At 67.3% G+C, this 24,905-nt stretch carries 24 protein-coding genes; 12 read left to right on the top strand and 12 right to left on the bottom strand.

All coding sequences use genetic code 11. The features are described 5' to 3' along the window. Positions 1 to 119: 119 nt before the first annotated feature. The 8 genes from ACFSC3_RS14135 to ACFSC3_RS14100 all read left to right on the top strand — a co-directional run bounded on the left by ACFSC3_RS14135 (position 120) and on the right by ACFSC3_RS14100 (position 10,559). The gene (locus tag ACFSC3_RS14135) at positions 120 to 1,781 is read left to right on the top strand and encodes an electron transfer flavoprotein-ubiquinone oxidoreductase (RefSeq protein ID WP_380941081.1); all 1,662 of its coding nucleotides are present in this window, start codon (positions 120 to 122) and stop codon (positions 1,779 to 1,781) included. Positions 1,782 to 2,024: 243 nt separating this feature from the next. Then, on the top strand, positions 2,025 to 3,644 hold the full coding sequence (locus tag ACFSC3_RS14130; RefSeq protein WP_380941080.1) for a tetratricopeptide repeat protein: 1,620 nt from the start codon (positions 2,025 to 2,027) through the stop codon (positions 3,642 to 3,644). A 4-nt stretch (positions 3,645 to 3,648) separates the two neighbouring features. Then, positions 3,649 to 4,479 (top strand): 4-(cytidine 5'-diphospho)-2-C-methyl-D-erythritol kinase, encoded by an 831-nt coding sequence (locus ACFSC3_RS14125; protein ID WP_380941079.1) that lies wholly within the window; start codon positions 3,649 to 3,651, stop codon positions 4,477 to 4,479. A gap of 178 nt (positions 4,480 to 4,657) precedes the next feature. Then, positions 4,658 to 5,380, top strand: a complete 723-nt coding sequence (locus tag ACFSC3_RS14120; RefSeq protein WP_380941078.1) for an enoyl-CoA hydratase/isomerase family protein — start codon at positions 4,658 to 4,660, stop codon at positions 5,378 to 5,380. Further along, the gene (locus ACFSC3_RS14115; protein ID WP_380941077.1) at positions 5,377 to 6,108 is read left to right on the top strand and encodes an N-formylglutamate amidohydrolase; all 732 of its coding nucleotides are present in this window, start codon (positions 5,377 to 5,379) and stop codon (positions 6,106 to 6,108) included. Before ACFSC3_RS14120 ends, ACFSC3_RS14115 begins: the two co-directional genes overlap by 4 nt. Before the next feature lie 9 nt (positions 6,109 to 6,117). Next, the gene (ilvD, locus tag ACFSC3_RS14110) at positions 6,118 to 7,839 is read left to right on the top strand and encodes a dihydroxy-acid dehydratase (RefSeq protein WP_380941076.1); all 1,722 of its coding nucleotides are present in this window, start codon (positions 6,118 to 6,120) and stop codon (positions 7,837 to 7,839) included. Between the two features lie 117 nt (positions 7,840 to 7,956). Next, positions 7,957 to 9,366, top strand: a complete 1,410-nt coding sequence (locus tag ACFSC3_RS14105; RefSeq protein WP_380941075.1) for an NAD(P)H-hydrate dehydratase — start codon at positions 7,957 to 7,959, stop codon at positions 9,364 to 9,366. Next, positions 9,351 to 10,559, top strand: coding sequence for a class I SAM-dependent RNA methyltransferase (locus ACFSC3_RS14100; protein ID WP_380941074.1), 1,209 nt, complete (start codon positions 9,351 to 9,353; stop codon positions 10,557 to 10,559). Before ACFSC3_RS14105 ends, ACFSC3_RS14100 begins: the two co-directional genes overlap by 16 nt. Here the strand turns inward: ACFSC3_RS14100 and truA are convergent. Then, the gene (truA, locus tag ACFSC3_RS14095) at positions 10,534 to 11,280 is read right to left on the bottom strand and encodes a tRNA pseudouridine(38-40) synthase TruA (protein WP_380941073.1); all 747 of its coding nucleotides are present in this window, start codon (positions 11,278 to 11,280) and stop codon (positions 10,534 to 10,536) included. The two genes, ACFSC3_RS14100 and truA, sit on opposite strands and share 26 nt — an antisense overlap. Then, entirely contained in the window at positions 11,277 to 12,194 is a 918-nt protein-coding gene (fmt, locus tag ACFSC3_RS14090; protein WP_380941072.1) for a methionyl-tRNA formyltransferase, read from the bottom strand. The genes truA and fmt overlap by 4 nt, the downstream gene beginning before the upstream one ends. Positions 12,195 to 12,252: 58 nt before the next feature. Here fmt and recR point away from each other — a divergent pair, with 58 nt between their 5' ends. From recR to ACFSC3_RS14075, 3 genes are all read left to right on the top strand, one after another. Beyond that, positions 12,253 to 12,849: a recombination mediator RecR gene (gene recR, locus ACFSC3_RS14085; RefSeq protein WP_380941071.1), complete on the top strand. Its 597-nt coding sequence runs from the start codon at positions 12,253 to 12,255 to the stop codon at positions 12,847 to 12,849. Between the two features lie 32 nt (positions 12,850 to 12,881). Then, positions 12,882 to 13,406: a peptide deformylase gene (gene def, locus ACFSC3_RS14080; RefSeq protein ID WP_380941070.1), complete on the top strand. Its 525-nt coding sequence runs from the start codon at positions 12,882 to 12,884 to the stop codon at positions 13,404 to 13,406. Between the two features lie 226 nt (positions 13,407 to 13,632). After that, the gene (locus ACFSC3_RS14075; RefSeq protein ID WP_380941069.1) at positions 13,633 to 15,060 is read left to right on the top strand and encodes a DNA recombination protein RmuC; all 1,428 of its coding nucleotides are present in this window, start codon (positions 13,633 to 13,635) and stop codon (positions 15,058 to 15,060) included. A 111-nt stretch (positions 15,061 to 15,171) separates the two neighbouring features. Here the strand turns inward: ACFSC3_RS14075 and ACFSC3_RS14070 are convergent, their stop codons facing one another. From ACFSC3_RS14070 to ACFSC3_RS14035, 8 genes are all read right to left on the bottom strand, one after another. Continuing rightward, the gene (locus tag ACFSC3_RS14070) at positions 15,172 to 15,849 is read right to left on the bottom strand and encodes an META domain-containing protein (RefSeq protein ID WP_380941068.1); all 678 of its coding nucleotides are present in this window, start codon (positions 15,847 to 15,849) and stop codon (positions 15,172 to 15,174) included. Positions 15,850 to 15,913: 64 nt separating this feature from the next. Then, a complete protein-coding gene (locus ACFSC3_RS14065) occupies positions 15,914 to 16,714 on the bottom strand; it encodes a TrmH family RNA methyltransferase (RefSeq protein WP_380941067.1) in 801 nt (266 codons plus the stop codon). A 149-nt stretch (positions 16,715 to 16,863) separates the two neighbouring features. Next, positions 16,864 to 17,139, bottom strand: coding sequence for an HPr family phosphocarrier protein (locus tag ACFSC3_RS14060; protein ID WP_294301984.1), 276 nt, complete (start codon positions 17,137 to 17,139; stop codon positions 16,864 to 16,866). Next, a complete protein-coding gene (locus tag ACFSC3_RS14055; RefSeq protein WP_380941066.1) occupies positions 17,136 to 17,543 on the bottom strand; it encodes a PTS sugar transporter subunit IIA in 408 nt (135 codons plus the stop codon). The genes ACFSC3_RS14060 and ACFSC3_RS14055 overlap by 4 nt, the downstream gene beginning before the upstream one ends. A 26-nt stretch (positions 17,544 to 17,569) precedes the next feature. After that, a complete protein-coding gene (gene rapZ, locus ACFSC3_RS14050) occupies positions 17,570 to 18,487 on the bottom strand; it encodes an RNase adapter RapZ (RefSeq protein ID WP_380941065.1) in 918 nt (305 codons plus the stop codon). Beyond that, a complete protein-coding gene (locus ACFSC3_RS14045) occupies positions 18,484 to 18,921 on the bottom strand; it encodes an HPr kinase/phosphorylase (protein WP_380941064.1) in 438 nt (145 codons plus the stop codon). The genes rapZ and ACFSC3_RS14045 overlap by 4 nt, the downstream gene beginning before the upstream one ends. Then, positions 18,921 to 20,474 carry a sensor histidine kinase gene (locus ACFSC3_RS14040; RefSeq protein ID WP_380941063.1) on the bottom strand — a complete coding sequence of 518 codons (1,554 nt, stop codon included), beginning with the start codon at positions 20,472 to 20,474 and terminating at the stop codon, positions 18,921 to 18,923. Before ACFSC3_RS14040 ends, ACFSC3_RS14045 begins: the two co-directional genes overlap by 1 nt. Before the next feature lie 137 nt (positions 20,475 to 20,611). After that, on the bottom strand, positions 20,612 to 21,319 hold the full coding sequence (locus ACFSC3_RS14035) for a response regulator transcription factor (RefSeq protein WP_380941062.1): 708 nt from the start codon (positions 21,317 to 21,319) through the stop codon (positions 20,612 to 20,614). 158 nt (positions 21,320 to 21,477) lie between these two features. Here ACFSC3_RS14035 and ACFSC3_RS14030 point away from each other — a divergent pair, with 158 nt between their 5' ends. Further along, entirely contained in the window at positions 21,478 to 23,094 is a 1,617-nt protein-coding gene (locus ACFSC3_RS14030) for a phosphoenolpyruvate carboxykinase (RefSeq protein WP_380941061.1), read from the top strand. A 273-nt stretch (positions 23,095 to 23,367) separates the two neighbouring features. Here the strand turns inward: ACFSC3_RS14030 and ACFSC3_RS14025 are convergent, their stop codons facing one another. Together ACFSC3_RS14025 and ACFSC3_RS14020 are read right to left on the bottom strand one after the other, a co-directional pair. Beyond that, positions 23,368 to 23,892, bottom strand: a complete 525-nt coding sequence (locus tag ACFSC3_RS14025) for a gamma carbonic anhydrase family protein (protein WP_380941060.1) — start codon at positions 23,890 to 23,892, stop codon at positions 23,368 to 23,370. A gap of 1 nt (position 23,893) precedes the next feature. After that, complete coding sequence (locus ACFSC3_RS14020; RefSeq protein WP_380941059.1) at positions 23,894 to 24,904, bottom strand: inorganic phosphate transporter; 1,011 nt, start codon at positions 24,902 to 24,904, stop codon at positions 23,894 to 23,896. Position 24,905: the final 1 nt, after the last annotated feature.

Below are 24,905 nucleotides of genomic sequence, written 5' to 3'. Positions count from 1 at the left end.
CGTACTAGGAAGTCACCTTGACGCCGCCGTCAATCTGCCCGAACCGGTCGAAAGGCAAGGCGCCCCGGCTTCGCGACGGGAGGCGGCGCGCACGATAGTGATGAGGATGGAGACGGGACATGGCCGATCGGGAGTCGATGCCCTATGACGTGGTCATCGTCGGCGCGGGACCTGCGGGCCTGTCCGCCGCGATCCGGCTGAAGCAGCTGGCGAACGAGGCCGGCAGTGAACTGGCCGTTTGCGTGCTGGAGAAGGGGTCGGAAGTCGGCGCGCATATCCTGTCGGGTGCGGTGATCGATCCCAAGGCACTCGACGAACTACTGCCCGACTGGCGCGAGGACGGATGTCCGCTGGCCGAAACGCCGGTGACCGACAACCAGCATTGGGTGCTAACCAAGACGGGCCGGCGCGGACTGCCGCATTTCCTGACCCCCGGCTTCATGCACAACAAGGGCACGTATACCGGCAGCCTCGGCAATCTGTGTCGCTGGCTGGCGGGCAAGGCCGAGGAACTGGGCGTCGAGATCTTCCCCGGCTTCGCCGCGGCTGAAGTGCTGTTCCACGAAGACGGCAGCGTGAAGGGCGTCGCGACCGGCGACATGGGCGTGGCGCGAGATGGTACGCACAAGCCTGATTACCAGCCGGGGCTGGAGCTGCATGCCAAATATACCTTCCTGGCGGAGGGTGTGCGCGGCCATCTGACGAAGGAACTGATCCGCAACTTCGACCTGGCGGCGGACAGCGACCCGCAGGTCTATGGCATAGGCGTCAAGGAACTGTGGGACATCGCGCCCGACAAGCATGTCCCGGGCCGCGTCATCCATACCCAGGGCTGGCCGCTGAGTGAGACGCAAGGATCGAACGGCGGCGGGTTCCTGTATCACCAGGCGAACGGTCAGGTCGCGCTCGGCTTCGTGACATGGCTGAGCTACACCAACCCCTATCTCTCGCCCTTCCAGGAAATGCAGCGATGGAAGACTCATCCCGCGATCGCCGAGATTTTGGAGGGAGGAAAGCGCGTCTCCTACGGCGCGCGGGCGATCAATGACGGCGGGTTGCAGTCGGTCCCGAAGCTGGTCTTCCCCGGCGGCGCGCTGATCGGCTGTTCGGCAGGCTTCCTGAACGTGCCGCGGATCAAGGGCACGCATACCGCGATGAAGTCGGCGATGATGGCGGCCGAGGCTGCTTTCGCCGCGATCCAGGCGGGCCGCACGGGGGACGAGCTGGAGGCCTATCCGCAGGCGTTCGAAGCGAGCTGGGTGAAGTCCGAGCTGTCGATGGTCCGCAACGTCGTCCCGCTGGTGAAGAGGTTCGGCGATTTCTTCGGCTCCGGCCTCGCCGGCGTCACCATGTGGCTGGAGAATTTCGGGTTGAAGGTGCCGTTCACGCTGCACCACAAGCCCGATAACGAGACTTTGTGGCGCAAGGATCTGGTCCCGCCGATCGATTATCCCAAGCCCGATGGCAAGCTGACGTTCGACCGCCTGTCGTCGGTGTTCCTGTCCAACACCAATCACGAGGAGGATCAACCGGTCCATCTCACGCTGCGTGACCCGGATATCCCGATCGCCTATGATCTGCCGATGTTCGACGAGCCGGCGCAGCGCTATTGCCCGGCCGGGGTGTACGAGGTGGTCGGTGCGGAGACGGGTGATCCGAAGTTCGTCATCAACGCGCAGAACTGCGTCCACTGCAAGACCTGCGACATCAAGGACCCGACTCAGAACATCAACTGGGTCGTGCCCGAAGGTGGCGGGGGACCGAATTATCCGAATATGTGAGCCCGGGAGTAGCGGAGCTGTGCCGGGCCAGCCGGCGCGAGCATGGCTCGCGTCCGACCCGCGTTTTCGCGAAACCTCTGCGAGACTTCGATCGGTGCTCCCGCGCAGGCGGGAGCCCAGAGTCGCGAGCACCGCAACCTGTTGTATGGCTTGGCCCTGGGTTCCCGCCTGCGCGGGAACACCGGTAAGTTTCGGCCATCTGGAGGCTCATTTGCAGATGTCTGGCCTTCGGGGAGCAGTCTCATGGCGTTGACTCCCATGACGGCCCGCGCGGCTATTGGCGCCGTCAGCCTGCTGCTGGCTCTGTCCGCGACTCCCGCCCACGCCGACGTCCCGCAAGCGCTCGGCGCCTATGTCCGGGCGCGGGCAGCGGATGCGGCGGGGCGGAGCGATGTGGCGGTCGAGGGCTATCGCGCGGCGCTGGCCGCCTCGCCCGGCAACGCGCTCATCGCCGTGCGGGCGTATCGCGAGGCGATGGTCGCAGGCGACCTGCCGCTCGTCCGCACCTCTGTCGCCGCGCTGAAACAGGCGGGCATCGCACCCGCCGATGTTGCCGTGATCGACGTTGCTGATGCGATCGCCGACCGCCGCTGGCAGGAGGCGAATGCCGCCGTCGACCGGATGGCGAAGGGGCCGCTTGATTTCCTGGTGCCGTCGATCAAGGCGTGGCTGGCATTCGAACGCGGCGACGCAGGCGGAGCGGCGACGCTCGATCCCGAGGCGAAGAGCGCGCTGGAGCGGCGCTTCAATCTGGAGAACCGCGCGCTGATCGATATCGCGGCCGGACGCGCTGACGCGGGCGTCACCGCCCTGCGGTCGCTGGTTGCGGGCGGGACCGACAGCGTAACCATCCGCGCGGCGGCGGCGCAGCTGCTGGTCGCGCAGGGACGGCGCGACGATGCGCGCGCGCTGCTTGCCGGCAACGACCCCGTGCTGGTCGCGCTGCGGGAAGGCCTGCGGGGTGCGAAGCCGATGGCGGCCTTCGGCGTCTCGCGCATGTTCGTGCGACTGGCCGGCGATCTGGTCGATGGCGACGCCCGGCCGTTGGCGATCGTGCTATGCCGCGCCGCGCTGGTACTTGACCCGCGCGATGATCGCGCCCGGCTGACGCTCGCCGGCGCACTGTCGAACGACGGCGCGCAGGGGCGGGCGATCGCGACCGTGGAGGCGGTGGATCGCCGCGGCCCGTACGCCGCCGCGGCGGACGCGATGGCGGTGACGATCCTATCACGCGCCGGCGACACCGATCGGGCGCTGGACGCAGCCGAGCGCGCCGCCAATGCCAAGGGTGCAGGCGCCGATGAGGCGCAGCGGCTGGGCGAGTTGCTCGACGGGGCAGGGCGGCACCGCGAGGCTGCCGCCGCCTATGCCACGGCGCTGGATCGCGCCGGGGCGGCGGCGGACTGGACGCTCTACCTCCAGCGCGGCGGTGCGCTGGAGCAGGCCGGGCAGTGGGCGGAGGCAAAGCCGTTCCTCGAACGCGCGGTCGCGCTGGCGCCGCAGGAGGCGCATGCGCTCAATTACCTCGGCTATGCGCAGGTCGAGCGGGGCGAAAATCTGGCTGTCGCCCGGGCGCTGCTCGAACGCGCGGCCAGGTTGCAGCCCGACGATGCCGCAATCGCCGATTCGCTCGGTTGGGCCTATGTCCGTACCGGCGACCTCGCCAGGGGCCTGCCGCTGCTCGAACGCGCCGCGCGGGCCGAGCCGGGCGATGTGACGATCAACGACCATCTGGGTGATGCCTATTGGGCGCTCGGTCGGCGGTACGAGGCGCGCTATGCCTGGCGAGCCGCAACGGTTTACGCCGATGTCGCAGAGCGCGACCGGATATCGGCGAAGCTCGCGAATGGACCGGCGAGCTGAGGCCATGATCGTCGAACCCGCACCCGCCAAGCTGAACCTCGCGCTCCACGTCCGCCGGCGGCGGGAGGATGGCTATCACGAACTGGAGACGCTGTTCGCCTTCGTCGCGGACGGCGACGTGTTGAGTTTAGCGGAGGCCGAGTGCGACCGGTTCGAGATCGTCGGGCCGTTTGCGGGCGGACTGACGCCGGACGGGGATAATCTGGTGACGCGGGCGCGCGACGCGTTTGCACGGGACGTCGCGGCGCTGCCGCCGCTGGCGATCACGCTCGACAAGCGGTTACCCGTCGCTTCGGGCATTGGCGGGGGGTCGGCCGATGCGGCGGCGATGCTGCGTGCGGCGGCCCGGCTTGCCGATGTGGTGACCGATGACCCGCGATTGATGGCCGTTGCGGCGGCGCTCGGCTCGGATGTTCCCGCCTGCCTGCTCGGGCGGACGGCGTTCGGTGCGGGGCGTGGCGAAGACCTGCGCGTGGTCGAGGGGCTGGCCGGGCGGCCGGTGGTGCTGGTCAATCCGAACGTTGCCGTCCCTACCGCTCCGGTGTTCGGGCGATGGGACGGCGTCGACCGTGGGCCGCTGCCTGGTGGCGATGCCTGGTCGGTTGCGACGCTCGGCCGCAACGATCTGTTCGTGCCGGCCAAGCTGATCGCGCCGGTGATCGGCGAAGTCGTCGATGCGCTCGACCGGTTGGACGGCGCAGTGCTCGTCCGCATGTCGGGATCGGGAGCGACCTGCTTCGCGGTCTTTAACGACCCTGACGCCTGCCGCGCCGGAGCCTATGCGATCCGCGCGGCCTATCCCGCGTGGTGGTGTCTCGAAACGGCACTTGTGTGACAGTCGATTGTGCCGATCCGGGACGGTTTGGGCGTTTGCGGGCGCGTGCCAAGAGAGCGGGGCGGGTTGGCACGGTCTGTGCTGAGAACATGCGCAGCGGATCGAACGCCGGGAGCGAACCGTCCGCCGGTGGCCCGTGGCTCAGCCACGCGCCACCGCCCCGCCCCTGGGGCCGCGAATGATCCGATCCCACCGCGACGGGCCGGTGCTGCGTATCGCCTTCGACCGTCCCGAAGCTCGCAACGCGATCGATGCCGCCGGCTGGGATGCCTTGGCGGAAGAGATCCAGCGAGCGGCGCAGAGCGATGCCGACGTCGTCATCCTCGCGTCCGGCGTCGATGGAGTTTTTTCCGCCGGTGCCGATCTGACGATGCTCAGTGCGCTGCACGACGATCCCGCTCAACGGCCGGTCTTTCGGAAGCGGATGGCGCGGGCGGTGGAAGGACTGTCGTCGCTGCCGATGCCGGTCGTCGCCGCGGTCGATGGTGGTTGTCATGGCGCAGCGGTCGCCCTGGTGCTTGCGGCCGACATCGTGATCGCCGGCGACCGCGCGAGCTTTGCGGTCACGCCGGCTAAGTTCGGCATCGGCTATCCTGAAGCGGACGTCGCACGGCTAGTGGGGCGGGTCGGCCGCGGACAGGCCAGCCGCATGCTTTTCACCGCTGCGCCGATCGCGACGGACGAGGCGGTGCGGATCGGGCTGGCCGACATGCGCGCGGCCGCGGCCGGGCAAGTCGCCATTCAAATCGCCGGGACGATCGCCGGCAATGCCGCCAGTGCGGTTCGGCTGCTCAAGCGCACGATCCATGGGCCGGCGGACGGTGACGCCGGTTTCGATGCTGCGTTCGGCGGAACCGACTTCGCCGATCGGCTCGCTGCATTCCGGGCGCGCGCGCGATGACGCCGCGGATCATCGCCGGCCATGCGCCGGTTCTGTTGCTGTGCGATCACGCCAGCAGTCATGTGCCCCGGGACATCGACCTGGGCATCGCGCCCGATCTGCTCGACCGGCATATCGGCGTCGATATCGGCGCAGGTGCGCTGACGCTCGCACTGGCGGACGCGCTAGACGCACCTGCCGTTCTGGGCGCCGTATCGCGGCTCGTCATTGACCTGCATCGCGAGCCGGATCATCACGGCCTGATCCCGCCCGAGAGCGATGGGCACCCGATCCCCGGCAATGTCGGTGCCGACCGTTTCGCCCGGATCGCGCGCTTCTACACGCCATATCACCGCGCGATCCGAGAGGCGGTAACGCGGTTCAGGCCGGCACTGATCGTCGCGATCCATAGCTTCACGCCTCGACTCGAAAGCAGCACCGCGCCACTTCGGCCCTGGCACGTCGGCATCCTGTCCAACCGCGATCGCCGGGCCGCGCAGCCCGCGATCGAATCGCTGGTGGCGCGCCCGTCGCTGATCGTCGGCGACAACGAGCCTTACAGCGGTCGCATGCTAAACCTGACACTCAACCGGCATGCGGAGGCGCGAGGGATCCCCTCGTTCAGCATTGAAGTGCGCAACGACCTGATCGCCGCCGCCGCCGGTGTTGAAGATTGGGCACGCATCGTCAGCGAAACGATCTTCCATGTACGCAACAGTCTTGCGCAAAGGGGCTCATCCGCGACATAGGCTTGCCGCATGACCCAGCGTTTCGACAAATCCCGCCTGCCCAGCCGTCACGTCTCCGTCGGCCCCGAGCGTGCCCCTCACCGTAGCTATTATTATGCGATGGGCCTGACCGAGGAGGAGATCGCGCGTCCGTTCGTTGCGCTCGCCTCGGCTGGCAACGACAGCGCGCCCTGCAATACGACGCTCGACGCTCAGGCCGACGCAGCGCGCAAGGGTGTGGAGGCGGGCGGCGGCATGCCGCGGCGCTTCAACACCATCACCGTGACCGATGGGATCGCGATGGGCCATCAGGGCATGAAGTCTTCGCTGGTCAGCCGTGAAGTCATCGCCGATTCGATCGAGCTCAGCGTGCGCGGCCACTGCTATGACGCGCTCGTCGGCTTTGCAGGGTGCGACAAGTCGCTGCCGGGCATGATGATGGCGATGCTGCGGCTGAACGTGCCGTCGATCTTCGTCTACGGCGGGTCGATCCTGCCCGGCCGGTTCGAGAACCGCGACGTGACGGTCGTCGACGTGTTCGAGGTCGTCGGGCGCTACGCCGCCAAGGCCTGTCCGATCGAGGAAGTCCACGCGCTGGAGAAGGTTGCCTGCCCGGGTCACGGCGCCTGCGGTGGCCAGTACACCGCCAATACGATGGCGTGCGTCGGCGAGGCGATCGGATTGTCCTTGCCGAACAGCAACATGGTGCCGGCACCTTACACGTCGCGCGAGCAGATCGCTGTCGCCGCGGGCGCGCAGGTGATGGAGTTGATCGCCGCCAATCTCCGCCCGCGCGACATCTGCACGCGCGAGGCGTTCGAGAACGCTGCGCGTATCGTCGCGGCAACCGGTGGGTCGACCAACGGCGGGCTCCACTTGCCTGCGATGGCGCATGAAGCGGGGATCGATTTCTCGCTTCACGACGTCGCTGCTATATTCAAATCAACGCCTTACCTGGCTGATCTGAAGCCCGGTGGGAAGTATGTCGCCAAGGATATGTACGAAGCCGGCGGCGTCTATATGCTCATGAAGACGATGCTCGGCGAAGGGTTGCTGCACGGCGACTGTCTGACCGTCACGGGCAAGACGCTGGCCGAGAACATCGATCAGGTGACGTGGAACCCGGACCAGAAGGTCATCTATGATGCGAAGTCGCCGATCACGCCCACCGGCGGCGTCGTCGGTTTGCGCGGTTCGTTGGCGCCGGACGGGGCAATCGTGAAGGTCGCCGGTATGCATCGGTTGCAGTTCGAAGGGCCGGCGCGCGTGTTCGATTGCGAGGAAGATACCTTTGCTGCGGTCGAGGCGCGCGACATCGCCGAAGGGTCGGTCGTGGTGATCCGCTATGAAGGGCCGAAGGGCGGTCCTGGCATGCGCGAGATGCTGTCGACCACCGCGGCGCTCTACGGCCAGGGGTTGGGCGAGAAGGTCGCGCTCATCACCGATGGCCGCTTCTCCGGCGCCACGCGCGGCTTCTGCATCGGCCATGTCGGCCCCGAAGCGGCGGAGGGCGGGCCGATCGCGCTGGTCCAAGACGGCGATACCATACGCATCGATGCCGAAGCCGGGACGATTGATCTGCTGGTCGATGAAGCGGTGCTTGCCGAACGTCGCGCGGCCTGGAAGCCGCGTACGAACGACTATCAATCCGGGGCCTTGTGGCGCTATGCCCAGAACGTCGGCCCGGCGTGGGCGGGCGCAGTGACCCACCCCGGAGCGAAGTCAGAAACCCATGTCTTTGCGGATATTTAGAACGGGTTTTGTCGCTGATCTTTCACGTCTTGTCCGATCAGCGGATGGTCCGCGTCAGTGGATCGCCGCTGATCGGCCGCACCCTGCATCTCGCGCTGTAGCAGCGCCCATCCTCCCATGATCCGGCGGGTTCCCGAGGGCGCCCCGATCGTCAACGCCGCACAGATGCGGGCGGCAGAAGAAGCGCTGTTCGCCACCGGCATGTCGCAGGATACGCTGATGGAGCGGGCCGGGGCGGCGGTTGCCGAACAGGTGTCGCGCCTGGCGGGCGGGCGGCCTGTCCTGGTTCTGGCCGGGCCGGGGAACAACGGCGGCGATGGCTATGTCGTCGCGCGACTGCTCGCAGCGCGAAGCGTGCCGGTGTCGGTCGCGCGATTCGGTCAGCCGAAGGCAGGCGCCGCCGCGCGGATGGCAGCGCAATGGGACGGGCCGGTCTGCGATCTGATCGCCGCGCAACCGCACCCTGTCGTGGTCGACGCCTTGCTGGGAATCGGGATCCCACGGCCCTTCGACGACGGCATTGCGGCGAAGCTCTCGGCAATCATGGCGGCCGCCGCCCTGCGGATCGCGATCGATCTTCCAAGCGGGCGCCACGCCGATACCGGCGATGGTTCGGGCCGTGCCGATGTGACGATCGCTCTCGGCGCGTTGAAGCCCGCGCATGTCCTGGGCGAGGGCGGGGCGGCGTGCGGGCATATCCTGCTGGCCGACATAGCGGTGCCGGTCCCGACCGACGTGCTGACGATCGCCGCTCCGGTTCTTCCGAAATGGCGGTATGACGTCAATAAGTTCAGCCGCGGCATGATCGCGGTGGTGTCGGGCGCCATGCCGGGGGCGGGTTGGCTCGCCGGGCGAGCGGCCCTGGCGGCAGGCGCGGGCTATGTTCAACTTGTCGGGACCGCGCCGGCCGAAGGCGCCCCCCATGCGCTCGTTCGCCGGACGATCACGCGAGCAACCGACCTTGAGGCGGTGCTTGACGACGATCGCATCGGTGCCGTCGTCATCGGCCCGGGGCTGGGGCGGGACGAGGACGCGCATACGCTGCTCGACATCGCGCTGGCGTCACCACATGATCTGGTCATCGACGGCGATGCGCTGACTCTGCTCGGTCGGAGCGTTGCCGAGAGGATCGGGGCCGACCGGCGGCGCGTCTGCCTGACCCCGCATGCCGGAGAGTTCGCGCGGATGTTCGATAGCGCTGGCGACAAGCTGACCGCCACGCGAGCCGCTGCACAGGCCAGCGGTGCGACGATCGTCCACAAGGGGCCGGATACGGTCATCGCCTATCCGGATGGCCGGCTGATCGTATCGACGGGGACCAATCCCGGCCTGTCCACCGCCGGGAGCGGTGACCTGTTGGCCGGAATCATTGGTGCGCGGATGGCAGCAGGCGATGGAGGAAGCGACCCGGTCGCCGCCGGCGTCTGGCTCCATGCGCGCGCCGCTAACCATATGGACGCCGTGTTTGCGGTCGATGCGCTGCCCGACCGAATCACGCAGGAAGTGAATGCATGCCCGACACGCTGAGCCCCATCGTCCGCATCGCCGCGCGTGGGGACGGCGTGACCGAGGATGGTCGCCATGTCCCGTTGGCGGCACCGGGCGATCTGTTGTCGGAGTCGGGCGTCCTGACCCGCGGGCCGCATCACCGCGACCCGCCGTGCCGTCACTTCCCATCCTGTGGCGGATGTCAGCTGCAACAGCTTGACGATGAAAGCTATTCTGCCTTCGTCCATGATCGCGTGGCGGGTGTGATCGCGGGCCAGGGGCTGTCTGCGCCGGTCCGTGCGCCGATCCTTTCCCCACCGCGCAGTCGCCGCCGGGCAACCCTTCATGCCGAACGTCGCGGACGTCAGGTCCTGCTTGGGTTCACGGAAGGCAGTAGCCATCGGCTGATCGACCTGGCGGAATGTCATGTCCTGTTGCCCGAATTGTTCGCAATGCTCGCGCCGCTTCGGGGGCTGCTCGCGGCGGTCTTGACCGAACGGGGCCGGGTCGATGTCCATCTCGCGCGTGTCGATCAGGGTGTCGACGTGCTGATCGGTGGCAAGCTGGCCGATGGCTTGCCGGCCGTCGAGGGCATCACGCGCTTTGCCGAGCGGCACGGTTTGGCGCGGCTTTCGGTCGACGACGGCTTCGGCGCGGAAGCGCGGTGGGAGCCGGAGCCGGTGACGATCACGCTCGGCGGTGTCGCGGTGCCCTTTCCGGCCGGCAGCTTCCTCCAGGCGACGGCGGACGGCGAGGCGGCGCTGGTAGCCGCAGTGCGCGAAGGCGTCGGCGACGCGCGCTTGATCGCCGACCTTTTTGCGGGCTTGGGCACCTTCGCGCTCGCGCTACCGGGCAAGATCTATGCGGGCGAGGCGGCCCGCGAGCCGATCCTCGCGCTGAAGGCGGCTGCGGCACGGGCGGGGCGGCCGGTCTTCGCCGAACACCGCGACCTGTTCCGCCGGCCGCTGACGGCGGCCGAACTCGACCGGTTCGACGCGATCGTGATCGATCCGCCGCGCGCGGGGGCGCGGGAGCAGGCGCAGCAATTGGCGAACGCGAAGACATCGCGGATCGTCTATGTTTCCTGCAATCCCAGCAGCTTTGCGCGGGATGCGAAGCTGCTGTGTGAGGGTGGCTATCGACTCGACTGGGTGCAGCCGGTCGGCCAGTTCACCTGGTCGACGCATGTCGAGCTGGCCGCAGCCTTCAGTCGCCCGGATAGTCTGCGCTAAGGAAGAAAAGCCCGTCGGGCGGCGCGTTGAGGCCGAGCGCGGCGCGGTCGCGCGCCTCCAACGCATCTGTCATGTCCTCGGGCGACCAGCGCCCCTCTCCGACCAGCGAAAGACACCCGACCATCGAGCGGACCTGATGGTGCAGAAACGATCGCGCCGACGCGCGGATCGTGACGATGTCTCCGATCCGATCGACATCGAGCCGGTCGAGTGTGCGAACGGGACTATCCGCCTGGCAATGGGCGGACCGAAAAGTGGTGAAATCATGCCGCCCAACCAACCGCGCGGCACCGGCGGCCATTGCGTCCGCGTCTAGTGGACGCGCGAACTGCCATGCGAGCCCCTTGTCCCAGGTCAGCGGCGCGCGGCGGTTGACGATGCGATATTCGTAATGCCGGCCAAGGCAGGAGAAGCGGGCGTGCCAGTCGTCCGGCACGACCCGCGCGCCGATGACCGCGACCGGCTGGGGGCGAAGATGGGCGTTGAGCGCCTCCATCAGGCGAAACGGGGTGATCTCGCGGGCGAGCTCGACATGGGCAGGCATCGCGCGGGCATGGACCCCGGCGTCGGTCCGGCCGGAGGCATAGACCAGCGCTGTCTCGCCGGTGATGCGCGTAACCGCTTCTTCGACTGCCTGCTGAACGCTCGGGCCGTGATCCTGCCGCTGCCAGCCCATGAACGGGCGGCCGTCATATTCGATGGTGAGGGCGAAGCGCGTCACAGCCGGGTGCCGGGCGAGATGGGAAAGCCGCGGAGGAGTTCGGCCGTCGTCATGACGCCCCGCCCGGCGCGCTGAACGCTGGTGGGGCGGATGGCGCCGTCCGCGCAGGCGATGGTCAGGTCATCGTCGAGCACCGTGCCCGGAGCTTGCTGCGGCTGCGTGTCGGTTCGGGGGCAAATGACGGCCTGGAGCACCCGAACCCGTTCCCCGCCATGTTCGAACCAGGCGCCGGGAGGATTGAACGCGCGGACCTGTCGCTCGACGTCGGCCGCGGTGCCGGTGAAGCTAAGCCGCGTTTCGGCCTTGTCGATCTTGGCGGCATAGGTCACGCCGTCGTCGGGTTGCGCTACCGCCGGATGGGCGTCGAGATTAGCGAGCACCTCCACCATCAGACGCGCGCCCATCACCGCGAGTTCGGCGGTGAGATCGCCCGCCGTCTTGCCGTCGATCGGAGTGCGACCCTCCGCGCGGACAGGGCCGGTATCGAGGCCCGCTTCCATCTGCATGATCCCGACCCCGGTTTCCGCATCGCCGGCCAGAATCGCGCGCTGGATGGGAGCAGCCCCACGCCAGCGGGGGAGGAGCGAGCCGTGGACGTTGAGGCAGCCATGACGTGGCGCGTCCAGCACGGCGCGCGGCAGGATCAGGCCGTAGGCCGCCACGACCGCGACATCGGCGGCATGGGCAGCAAAATCCGCCTGAGCCTGAACATCGCGCAGGCTGACGGGGGTGAGGACGGAAATGCCCAGTGCCTCCGCCCGTTGATGAACCGGCGAGGCCACCGCCGCCTTGCCGCGCCGCCCGCCCGGACGTGGGGGCTGGCTATAGGCCGCGACGACATCGTGTCCGGCGGCGACGAGCGCGTCGAGCGTCGGCACCGCGAAGTCGGGGGTTCCCATGAAGACGATCCGCATGGGCGATGCGCTTCCACGCTGGCGTGCGTCGGCGCAACCCCCTATCTGTTCCTGCGTCATGGCATCACCCGAGATCGAAGCTCTTACCAACGCGCTGGCGCGGCTCCCCGGCCTCGGGCCGCGATCGGCGCGGCGGGCGGTGCTGCACCTGTTGAAGCGGCGCGAGACGACGCTGGCGCCGCTGCTGTCCGCGCTGGCGGCCGTCAACGAACGGCTGGAAACGTGTGGCGTGTGTGGGAATGTCGACACGTCGAACCCGTGCGCAATCTGCGCCGATCCGCGCCGCGACCTGCGGTCGCTGTGCGTGGTGGAGGAGGTGGCGGACCTTTGGGCGCTCGACCGGTCACGGCTGTTTCCCGGCAAGTTCCATGTGCTCGGCGGGCGGCTGTCGGCGCTGGAGGGCGTGCGGCCCGAGGATCTCGCGATCGATGGTCTGGTCCGCCGGATCGAGGCGGGCGGGATCGACGAGGTCGTGCTGGCGATGAACGCGACGCTGGAGGGGCAGACCACCGCGCATTATGTCGCCGAGCGGATCGAACGCTTTCCGGTTCGCGTGACGCAGCTCGCCCATGGCCTGCCGGTGGGCGGTGAGCTCGACTATCTCGACGACGGCACCCTGGCGCAGGCGCTGCGGGCGCGGCGTCCCGTCGCTTGACGCACCGCCCCCGACCGGATTAGCCGCACGGCATGACCGTGATGACCATTCTCGAAATCCCCGACGCGAGACTTCGCGCCGTTGCCGAACCCGTCGCCCAGGTGGACGACGCCGTCCGTACGTTGATCGACGATATGTTCGACACGATGTACGACGCGCACGGCATCGGCCTCGCCGCGACGCAGGTGGGTGTCGAGAAGCGCGTCGTCGTGATCGACCTGCAGGAAGGCGAGGACGAGGAGGGCAAGCCCGTCCGCAATCCCAAGGCGTTCGTGAACCCGGAGATCCTCTCGGTCAGTGAGGAAATGTCCAAGTACAACGAGGGCTGCCTGTCGATCCCGGAGCAATATGCCGAGGTCGAGCGTCCCGCCCGCTGCCGCGTGAAGTGGCTGGACCGTGACGGAGCGCAGCAGGAGGCCGATATGGACGGCCTGCTCGCGACCTGCATGCAGCATGAGATCGACCATCTGAACGGCGTGCTGTTAATCGATCACATCTCGCGGCTGAAGCGGGACATGATCGTGAAGAAGCTGAACAAGGCGCGGCGGATCGGCTGAACCCTCGGCGGCGTCGCTCGCATCCTCTCAACCGTCATCCTCGCGAAGGCGGGGATCAATTGATGGAGAGGATGCGGTTGTTTCCGCGACGCCAGCCAGAATTGATCCCCGCCTGCGCGGGGATGACGGCCGGGAGGGGCTCGTAACGCCTCACCGCACACCGCTTGTCCCCCGTCCGCTCGCGGGATAGGTTCGATATCTGTTCCCGCCAGCGTCGAGCATTTTCATGGATTCCACCGCCTTCCTCCTGATCGTCCTGGCGCTCCTGATCGGCGTCGGCGTCGGCTCGCTGCTCGGCAGCCGCGGCGTGGCGACCGTCCGCGCCGAGCGCGACGCGCGCGAAGCAGAGTTCAAGCGGGCCATCTCCGAACTCGCGGTCGCCTCCGAACGGGTGCGCGACATGCCCGAGCTGCGCGAGGCGCTGGAAGTCACCACCGAGGAACGCGATCGCGCGCGGCTCGAATGCGTCGAGTTGCGGACCAAGGCCGCCGCGTTCGAATCGCGGTTCGCCGAGTTCAAGGCCGACCGCGAGGCGATGGCCGCTCAGTTCCGCGAGCTTGGGGCGAAGGTGCTCGACACCGCGCAGGAGAACTTCCTGAAGCGCGCCGATGCCCGCTTCGGGCAGGCTGGCGAGGCGAACGAGGCGAAGATCAAGGCCCTGCTGGCACCGGTCGAGACGACGCTCAAGCGCTACGAAGAGGGGCTGCACCGGGTCGAGAAGGAGCGGGTCGACAGCTATGCGGGGCTCCGTGAGGCGGTCGAGCAGGTCCGGGCCGGCCAGGGGCAGGTTCGGGACGAGACGGCCAAGCTGGTCAATGCGCTGCGCACCAGTCCCAAGGCACGCGGGCGCTGGGGCGAGCAGTCGCTGCGCAACGTGCTGGAGCAGGCCGGCCTTTCGCCATTTGCCGATTTCCAGCAGGAAGTGGTCGTCGGCACCGACGACGGCGTGCTGCGGCCCGATGTCATCGTCCGTCTGCCGGGTGGGCGGAAGCTGGTGATCGACGCGAAATGCTCGCTGAATGCCTTCCTCGATGCGAGCGATGCGATCGACGACGAGACGCGGACGCGGGCGATGAACGCGCATGCCGCCTCGGTTCGGAATCATGCGCAGCAGCTCGGCTCCAAAAGCTATTGGGACAAGTTCGGCGACGCGGCCGACTATGTCGTGATGTACATTCCCGGCGAGCATTTCCTGTTCGCCGCGCTGGAGCAGGATCCTCGGCTGTGGGAATGGGCGATCGAGCGCCGCGTTCTGCTGGCGACCCCGACCAACCTGGTCGCCATTGCCAAGACGATCGCCAACATCTGGCGTCAGGAAAAACTGATCGACGACGCCCGCGCCGTCGACGCGCTGGGCAAGGAGCTGCACGAGCGACTGGCGACCGCGGCGACGCATCTGAAACGGGTCGGCGGCGGGCTCAATTCAGCGGTCGACAATTACAACAAGTTCGTCGCGAGCTTCGAGGGCCGGGTCCTCGTCTCCGCCCGCCGCTTCCGCGACCTGAGCGTGGGGACGGGGGCGAAGGAGATTGAGGGTGTTGATACCGTCGATTCGCTCGCGCGGCAGACGGCGGTCGATGTCGCGATGCTGCCGATCGCCGATTTGCAGCCGACGGCGGAAGTCGGGGCGACTGAGAAGGAAGCGGCGGAATAGCCGCTTTCCGTTCGTGATGAGCTTGTCGAAGCACCGTACTTCGATACGCCCGCCCATCGCTCGCGGCTCAAAGAACGGTGCTTCGACAAGCTCAGCACGAACGGTGAAGTGTCAGGGCATCCGCCGGAGCGTCACGCTCGACCGACCGTCGGACAGAACCAATGCGCCCGCGTGGCCGCTCGAGACCTTCAGCGGCTTGCGCAACGTGGCGAACAGCGCCGTCTCGACCTGTGTTCGGCCATCCATGCACGCCATCTGCGTGCCGATGATGTCCCGCGTCGTCAGCGTGCCGCGCTGGAACCGGTATGCGCCGCCGAAGCCGTTGCAGATATTCCCCGACAGGCGGTCGGCCGCGAAGGTCAGGGTTGCTGGCCGTGCAAGGCGGACGGGGCGCCCGTTCAGCGCGTCGATCCACCATGTGCCGGTCAGCGCGTTCGCTTCGCCGTCGCTGATGATCTTGCCGCCACAGCCGCTCAATTCTTGCCGTCCGATCAGTACGCGGACGGTGTCGGCGTAGGTCCGGTCGCTCATCCCGTCCGAACAGCGGGTGTGGGTGATATCGACGGTCATCCGCGACGTGCGGTAGAGTTCGCCGTTGATGCTGACGATCGGCCGCGGCTTGGTCACGCCGATCGGTCGGCCGCTGGCGGGTTCGTAGCGGATCGAGCGGCCGTCGATCGTCAGCGACCAGAACGGCTCGGTGCCGAGCGCCCGATAGGGCGCACGATCCGATTGGGCAGCGGCCGGCAGGGTCAGTAGCAGGATGGGGGCATGCAACAGCCCTTTCATGGGTGATCTCCTTTCTCGGGAGGAGACTGCCACCCGTCCTCTGAACAACAGGTGGCGCTCATATTCATCCGCGCGTCTGGGCGAGCACCTCATACGCCATAACGGCGGTCGCGACGGCGGCGTTCAGGCTGTCGGCCTTGCCGAGCATCGGGATCTTGACCAGCAGGTCGCATTCCGCCGCCATGTGGTCGGGCATGCCCTGCGCTTCGTTACCGGTCAGCAGGAACGTCGGCGCGCTGTAGGTGGCAGCGCGATAGTCGCTGTCGGTATCGAGGCTGAGCCCGACGAGCTGGCCCGGACCCGAACGCAACCACGGGAGAAATTCTTCCCAGCGCGCCTTGACGACCGGCACGGTAAACAGCGCCCCCATGCTCGCGCGCACCGCTTCGACCGAAAATGGGTCGACACAATCGTCGATGAGGATCAGCCCGCCGGCGCCGACCGCGTCCGCCGTGCGGAGGATCGTGCCGAGATTGCCCGGATCGCGAAGTCGCTCGGCAACCAGCCAAATTTCTGCCGATGTGCGGTCCATCTTCGCAAGAGGCGTCAGGAACTCGGCGTAAACACCTATGACTGAACCGGGATTGTCCTTGCCGGAAAGTTTCGCGAGGATATCGGCGGTCGTCTCGATCGCGTCGCTGCCCGCAGCCTCGACCGCATCCACCAGCGCACCGACGAGATGGTGGTCGGCAGTGGTGCGGGTGAAGAACAGCGTCTCGGGCAAATGCCCCGCCTCGCGCGCTTCGGTCAGGATGCGCAGGCCCTCGGCCAGAAACAGGCCAGCGTCGCGACGGTGCTTCTTGTCGCGCAGGCGCTGGGTCGCCTTGACGATGGGGTTGGAGAAGGCGGTAACGTGCTTGATCATCGCGCTCTCTTATCCCTCTCCCAGCGGGAGAGGGAAGGGGCCCGCCGCCGTCAGGTGGTGGAAAGGGTGAGGGCGAGGCCGTGCACGATGCTGCCCTCACCCTTCCGCCGGCTGTGCCGGCTCCCTCCCTCTCCCGATGGGAGAGGGATTTAGTCCTCTCCGAACTTCGCCTCGACCAATTCACACATCGCACTGACCGCGGCTTCGGCATGTTCGCCCTCGGCGGAGATCACGATATGGTCGCCCATCGCCGCACCGAGCATCATGAGGCCCATGATCGACGTGCCGGTGACGCTCGACCCGTCCTTGCGCACGACCAGTTCGCATGGCTGCGACGAAGCCAAGGTAACGAACTTGGCGCTCGCCCGCGCGTGGAGCCCGCGGCGGTTGGCGATCAGGACGGTGCGTTCGGCCTTTTCGCTCATGCAGCGGCTTCTCCCAGGACTTCCGAAGCGACGGAGATATATTTGCGACCGGCGTCGCGCGCGGCGCTGACCGCATCTGCGACCTTCATCGCCTTGCGCGCGCCGCCCAGGCGGATCAGCATCGGCAGGTTGATGCCCGCGATCACCTCGACCTTGCCAGGCCGCATCAGCGAGATGGCGAGGTTGGAGGGCGTGCCGCCGAACAGGTCGGTCAGGACGATGACGCCGGCGCCCAGATCGACATCGGCGATCGCGGTGGCGATGTCGGCACGGCGGCCTTCCATATCGTCTTCGGGGCCGATGCAGATCGTCGCGATCCGCTCCTGCTTGCCGACGACATGCTCCATCGCGACGACGAATTCCTCCGCCAGGCGGCCATGCGTGACGAGTACCAGGCCGATCATGGCGTCAGGCTTCGATTGTGGGGTCATCAAGAGATCAACTTCGCCTTCGGCGCACCTTCAAGCGAGTCCTGCGGCGCCGTGCCGAGGTCGCGATGGGTCACCGTGGGCGAAAATCCGGCTGCTTGCAACCGCCGCGCGATGCGATCGGCTACGTGGACCGACCGGTGTCTCCCCCCGGTACAGCCGATGGCGACGGTAACGTACGACTTTCCCTCCGCCCGGTAGCGCGGGAGCAGCAGGAGCAGCAAGCGTTCGATCGCCTCGACCGACTCGGCATAGGCCGGGTCGCCCGCGACATAGGCGGCGACGTCCGGGTCGAGCCCGGTACCAGGCCGCAGCTCCGCTACCCAATGCGGGTTGCGCAGGAATCGCATGTCGAAGACCAGATCGGCGTTGCGCGGCAGGCCGCGGGCGAAACCGAACGACATGATCGACAGAGTTGGCCGTCCAAGCTCTTCGCCGGAAAAGGTCGCGCGAATCTGCTGGGCGAGGTCGTTGGATGTGAGATCCGTCGTGTCGATGACCCGGTTTGCCCAGTCGCGTAAGGGGGCCAGAATCTCCCGCTCGCGCGCGATGCCGTCGCTCGCCGGTCGGTCCAGCGCCAGCGGATGCCGCCGCCGGGTTTCCGAATAGCGTCGTTCGAGCTCCGCCCCGGCGCAATCGAGGAGCAGCGTCCCCGTCGGCACCGAATCGGCCAATGTCTGGAGGCGATCGATGACCTGCACCGCGTCGAACCCGCGGGTGCGCGTGCCGATACAGATGGCCAGCGGACGGCTGTCTTCGCGAATGCCCGCCGGAGCGTCGGTCCTCAACAATGGAGCGAGCAGCGACAGTGGAAGATTGTCGACCGTTTCCCAGCCGATATCCTCCAGCGTGCGCAGGACCGTGCTCTTGCCCGCGCCCGACATCCCGGTGACGAGCAGGATCTGGGTCGGCTTTGTCATCCGACGACCTCCAAATTGGCCAATGCCAGTTCGACCTTGATCGAGGCGGAGGGTTCGAGCGCGGCCAGCGCGACCGCAGGCAGGTCCACCCCTGCGACCCGGCGACGCTGCCCGCGCTCCGGCATGCGCGGGGGCTGGTCGGCGATCGCGACCAGCAGGGCGACGGGAATGTCGCTTACATGCGGCAGGTCGAGGATGCCGATCCCGCGGACCTCGATCTTCCCTGCCAGAGCGTCGGGGGCGCGCGCGATCAGGGCGCCGCTTTCCTGCCGCAACGTCGTATAATCATCGCTGACCAGCGCCGCGCCGCGATCGATCAGGCGAAGCGTCAGGTCCGATTTGCCGGCACCCGATCGGCCCTCGATCAGCACGCCCCGACCATCGATCGCGACGCAACTGGCGTGGATGGTCTCGCTCGACAGCCCGGTCGGCATCAGTCGCTGCCCGCCGCCGGCAGCGTGACGACGAAGGCGGCTCCGCTCATCCCATCCTCGCGCGATTCGACCATGATCGTTCCCCCATGCCCGTCGACGATCGTCCGGGCAATCGCGAGGCCCAGGCCCGAGTGCCGGCCGAACGCCTCGCCATCGGGCCGTACCGAATGAAAGCGGCGGAAGATCGATTCGCGCTCCGCGTCGGGCACGCCGGGGCCTCCATCCTCGACCCGAACTTCCAGCGCGTCGTCGATCCGCCGCGTCGATAGAGTCACCGCGTCGGCATCGGGCGAGAAGGAAATCGCGTTGTCGATCAGGTTTTCGAACACACGCACGAGGCGTGCGGCCTCGCCATAGACGTCCGGGCTGCCGGCAGGATCGGCCGTGAAGGCGAGACGGATTCCGCGCGGGAGGCCGCGAGTGTTGCGGCCGTCGACCAGCGCGCCGAGCATCGCATCGATATCGACCGTCTCGAACTTCGCCCGGCTGAGCTGCGCATCAAGGCGTGAGGCGTCTGAAATGTCAGTGATGAGCCGGTCGAGCCGGTGGACATCGTCGCGGACGATCGCGAGCAACTGTTCCTGCAGCGCCGGGTCCTTGACCCTCGCGAGCCCATCGACCGCCGAACGCATAGAGGCGAGCGGATTCTTCAACTCGTGCGTCACGTCCGCGGCAAAGGCTTCGGTCGCGTCGATCCGAGCCCTCAGCGCGCCGCTCATGTCCGACAGCGCGCGAGCGAGCAGGCCGATCTCGTCGCGGCGGTCGGGCAGGCGGGGGACGACGACTTCGCGTGCACGCCCCAGTCGGACGCGCACCGCGGCGCGGGCGAGGCGTCGCAGCGGACGGACGATCGTTCGGGCCAGGAACAGCGACAGCAGGATCGAGAGCAGCGATACGATCGCCAGCACGACGAACAGCCGGAATCGCTCGATGCGGACCGTCGTGGTGATATCGCGCGCGTTGGCGGTTGTGAAAACGATGCCGTCGCCGTAGCTCGCCGCCGCGGTGATGACGGGCGTGCGATCGGGGGCGCGCCAGACGCTGGCCCGGGCGACGCTGGGGTCAAGCGCGGCGACCACATCGGGCCAGTCGAGCCCCTGACGGCGTTCGCGGAACAGTGGCGCGCGGGTCGCGCCGACGACCGTGTCGATCGCGCCGTCGAGAAAGCGCGCGACGTCCTGGCGCCAACCATCCTTGTCGGGATCGCGCATCATCGCATTGCGCGATCCGCGGGCGCGCGTGTCGTCGATCAGTCGACCGGTCGGCGCATAGAGCCGCAGCCGAGCGCCCGTGTCGCGGGCATAGCCCATGATCAGCGCCCCCCGCTCCTCTGCCGGCACTGCCGCCATCGCATCGGCAATCAGCCGCGCCTCCCGGCTCGCCTGAGCGATGCGGCTGTCGAGGATGCGGCTGCGAAAGCTGTCGAGATAGAAGAACCCGCCGGCCAGCATGGCCAGCGCGATGATGTTCACCGCCAGGATGCGCGGCGTGAGCGACACGCGCGCCGACCACGTCAGCGACAGGTCGCGGGGCGAGGCGAGGTCGGTGGCCACCAGCTATCCTCCCCTGGAAGGGGAGGTGGCCGGCGAAGCCGGACGGAGGGGTGTCCGGTTATCGAGGGCGCGACACCCCTCCGTCAGCGCTTTGCGCTGCCACCTCCCCTTCCAGGGGAGGACGGGAGACTTGGCCATCACTCGTCCGAAAACCGATACCCGGCCCCGTACAGCGTCTCGATCGCATCGAATTCCGGATCGGCTTCGCGAAACTTGCGGCGGACGCGTTTGATGTGACTGTCGATGGTGCGGTCGTCGACGTAGATGTCGTCCTGATAGGCCGCATCCATCAGCTGGTTGCGAGTCTTCACGATGCCGGGACGCTGAGCGAGGGTCTCGAGGATCATGAATTCGGTAACGGTCAGCGTGACCGGCTTTCCCGCCCACGTGACGCGATGGCGCGCCGGGTCCATTACCAGCCGACCGCGCTCGATCGGCAGTTGCGCCTCCTGACCTTCCGCCTCGACGCCCATCGGGGCGCCTTCGGTCCGCCGCAGGATCGCGCGGATGCGGGCGATCAGCAGCCGCTGGCTGAACGGCTTGGCGATATAGTCGTCCGCGCCCATCGCCAGGCCCAAGGCCTCGTCCAGCTCGTCGTCCTTGCTGGTCAGGAAGATGACCGGGACCATCGACTTCTCGCGCAGCCGCCGCAGCAGCTCCAGTCCGTCCATCCGCGGCATCTTCACGTCCAGCACCGCCAGGTCCGGCGGATTGTCGAGCAGCGCCTTCAACGCTGTCTCGCCGTCCGAATAGACGCGGGTCAGGAAGCCTTCGGTCTGAAGAGCGATCGACACCGAAGTCAGGATGTTCCGGTCGTCGTCCACGAGCGCGATCGTTGCGGTCATGCACCATGCCTAGTCGAATGGGACGCAACGCTCAACATCGGGACAGTCCTGACACCGGTAGCACGTTTGACCCCCTGAAGATGCGCAGATAAGCGCCGGAGACTTCGAACACATACGTATGCACCCGGCGGCAGTCCGGGGCATGGAGGAGACGAGAATTGAGTGATCGCGTTCCCGACGCCGGCCTTGAGTCGCAGGGCATCGAAACCCGCGCCGACATCCACTGGAATCTGGTAACCGCCCGTCTGGTCGACGCCGCGCTCCGCCGTAACGAAGGCAAGCTGTCCGCCGACGGCCCGCTGGTGGTCGAAACCGGTCCGCACACTGGCCGCAGCGCGCAGGACAAGTTCATCGTCCGCGACGCCGAAACCGAAGACACCGTCTGGTGGGGCAAGACCAACAAGGGCATGCTGCCCGAGCATTTTGCCGCGCTGAAGGAAGATTTTCTGGCCACGCTGAAGCGTCGCGAGGACCTTTACGTGCAGGACCTGTTCGGCGGCTCGCAGCCCGAACACCGCGTCAAGGTGCGCGTGATCAACGAACTCGCCTGGCACAATCTGTTCATCCGTACGATGCTCGTTCGTCCGGAAGAGCATGAACTCCGCGGCTTCGTGCCCGACTATACCATCATCGACCTGCCGAGCTTCCGCGCCAACCCGGCACGTCACGGCACTCGCAGCGAGACGGTAATCGCCGTCAATCTGACCGAGAAGCTGATCCTGATCGGCGGCACGCGCTATGCTGGCGAAATGAAGAAGAGCGTCTTCGGCCTGCTCAACTATCTGCTGCCCACCACGGGCGTCATGCCGATGCACTGTTCGGCGAACATGGGCACGGACGGTTCGACCGCCGTCTTCTTCGGCCTGTCCGGCACCGGCAAAACCACGCTGTCGGCCGATCCGAAGCGCACGCTGATCGGCGACGACGAACATGGCTGGTCGGACACCGCGGTCTTTAATTTCGAAGGCGGCTGCTATGCAAAGATGATCCGCCTGTCGGAGGATGCCGAGCCGGAAATCTTCGCCACCACCAAGCGCTTCGGCACGGTGCTCGAAAACGTGGTCATGGATCCGGTCACGCGTCAGCTCGACCTCGACGACGCCAGCCTCGCGGAAAATTCGCGCGGCGCCTATCCGATCGATTTCATTCCGAATTCGTCGGAAAAGAACATGGGCGGCGTTCCGAAGAACATCATCTTCCTGACTGCCGACGCTTACGGCGTGCTGCCCCCGATCGCGAAGTTGACGCCCGAACAGGCGATGTATCACTTCCTGTCGGGCTACACCGCACGTGTCGCGGGCACCGAGATCGGCGTGACCGAGCCGGACGCGACCTTCTCGACCTGCTTCGGCGCGCCATTCATGCCGCGTCACCCGAGCGTCTACGGCAACCTGCTCAAGGAGCGGATCGCGAAGGGCGGAGTCGATTGCTGGCTGGTCAACACCGGCTGGACCGGCGGCAAATATGGCGTTGGCAGCCGGATGCCGATCAAGGTCACCCGCGCGCTGCTCGACGCGGCGCTCGACGGCAGCCTGAAGGACGCGGAGTTCCGTACCGATCCCAACTTCGGCTTCCAGGTGCCGGTCGCGGTGCCGGGCGTCGACAGCCAGATCCTCGACCCACGCGCGACGTGGCCGGATGCGGCGGACTATGACGCGACGGCGGCCAAACTGGTCGGCCAGTTCACCGACAATTTCGCGCAGTTCGAAGACCATGTCGACGAAGGCGTCCGCCAAGCCGCCCCGCGCGTGACGCAGCAGGCTGCGGCCGCGTGATGGGAATGCTCCTCCCCGGGTGAAGCTCGGGGAGGGGCTCTTTTTGCCTGATCGAGTTCGACCCGGCCAAGGGCTGAATGTCCCGTGCTCCAGCGGAGGTGGGAGATTTGGGAAGTGTCAGACCGCGCCGCACCCCACCGGTGCTCCCGCGAAGGCGGGAGCCTAGGGTACGGTGATACAACGGCGTGTGGTTGCTTGGCACTGGGCTCCCGCCTTCGCGGGAGCACTGATGGGGCAAGGCCAAGGAAAGCGTGCCTTCGCGACGCCCGCGCCTCAACCGACCCGCGTCAGCCCCTCGGCATATTCGCGCGCTTTTGCGACATAGACTGCCGCCGATCCGCGCAGCATCGCCTTGGCCGCATCATCTAGCGTTCGCACAGCACGCGCCGGGCTGCCGACGACCAGGCTACCGGGCGGAAAGACCTTTCCTTCTGTCACCAGCGCGCCCGCACCGACGATGCAATCCTCGCCGATTACCGCCCGATTGAGCACGATTGCGCCCATTCCGATCAGGCTGCGCGCGCCGACCGTACAGCCGTGCAGCACCGCGTGGTGCCCGACCGTCACGTCTTCGCCGATCGTCAGCGGCGCGCCGGGGTCGCTGTGGAGGGCTGCGCCCTCCTGCACGTTGCTGCGCGCACCGATGAGGATCGGCGTATTGTCGCCGCGAACGACCGCGCCGAACCAGACACTGGCTTCGTCGCCCAAATGGACATCGCCGATCACGTCCGCACTCGGCGCGACCCAGGCACCGGCACCCAGCGTCGGTGCCTGACCCGCAATCGCATAGAGCGGCATATCAGCCGCCGAGGCCGGGGATGAAGCGCGCCAGCCAGTAGCTGATCGCCGCCATCGCGGCTGCCGCCGGGATGGTCACGAACCAGGCGAAGACGATGTTGCTCGCCACCGCCCAGCGCACTGCGGTCAGGCGCCGTGCCGCGCCCACGCCGACGATCGCGCCGGTGATGGTGTGGGTGGTCGACACAGGAACGCCCAGATGGGTCGCCGCGAACAGCGTGATTGCGCCGCCGGTCTCTGCCGCAAAGCCCTGTGCCGGGGTCAGTCGCGTGATCTTCGACCCCATCGTATGGACGATCCGCCAGCCGCCCGACATCGTGCCGAGCGCGATCGCGATGTAGCAGGACAGCGCGACCCAGAAGGGCACCGCGAACTGCCCACCGATCATGCCTTGCGAATAGAGCAGGGCGGTGATGATCCCCATCGTCTTCTGCGCGTCATTGCCGCCATGGCCGAGCGAGTAGAGCGCCGCCGAGACGAGCTGCAGCTTGCGAAAGCGCTTGTCGACGCCGAGCGGCGTCAGCTTCAGACTGGTCCAGGCAACCGCCAGCACCAGCAGCAGCGCAAGCGCCAAGCCGAGCGCGGGTGAGATGAAGATCGCCGCGACCGTGCTGATGACGCCGGGCCAGACGATCGGATCGACCCCGGCCTTGACGATAGCCGCGCCCAGCAAGCCGCCGACGAGCGCATGGCTGGACGAGGACGGAATGCCCTTCACCCAGGTGATGACGTTCCACGCAATCGCCCCACACAGCGCGCCGAAGATGACGCGCGGGTCGATCACGGCGGCATCGACGATGCCCTTGCCGACCGTCTTGGCGACTGCGGTGCCGAAGACGAAATAGGCGGTGAAATTGAAGAACGCGGCCCAGATCACCGCCACCACGGGTGACAGCACCCGCGTGGCGACGACGGTCGCGATGGAATTCGCCGCGTCGTGCAGGCCGTTCAGGAAGTCGAACAGCAGCGCAACGACGATCAGGAAGACCAGGATCGAGAAGGAGACGGTCATC

Origin of the sequence: Sphingomonas floccifaciens (genome assembly GCF_042681125.1) — a bacterium.
Classification (GTDB): Bacteria; Pseudomonadota; Alphaproteobacteria; order Sphingomonadales; family Sphingomonadaceae; genus Sphingomonas; species Sphingomonas floccifaciens.
The sequence above is the reverse complement of the archived record's forward strand: the minus strand, read 5'-3'. Positions and strand labels throughout refer to the sequence as shown.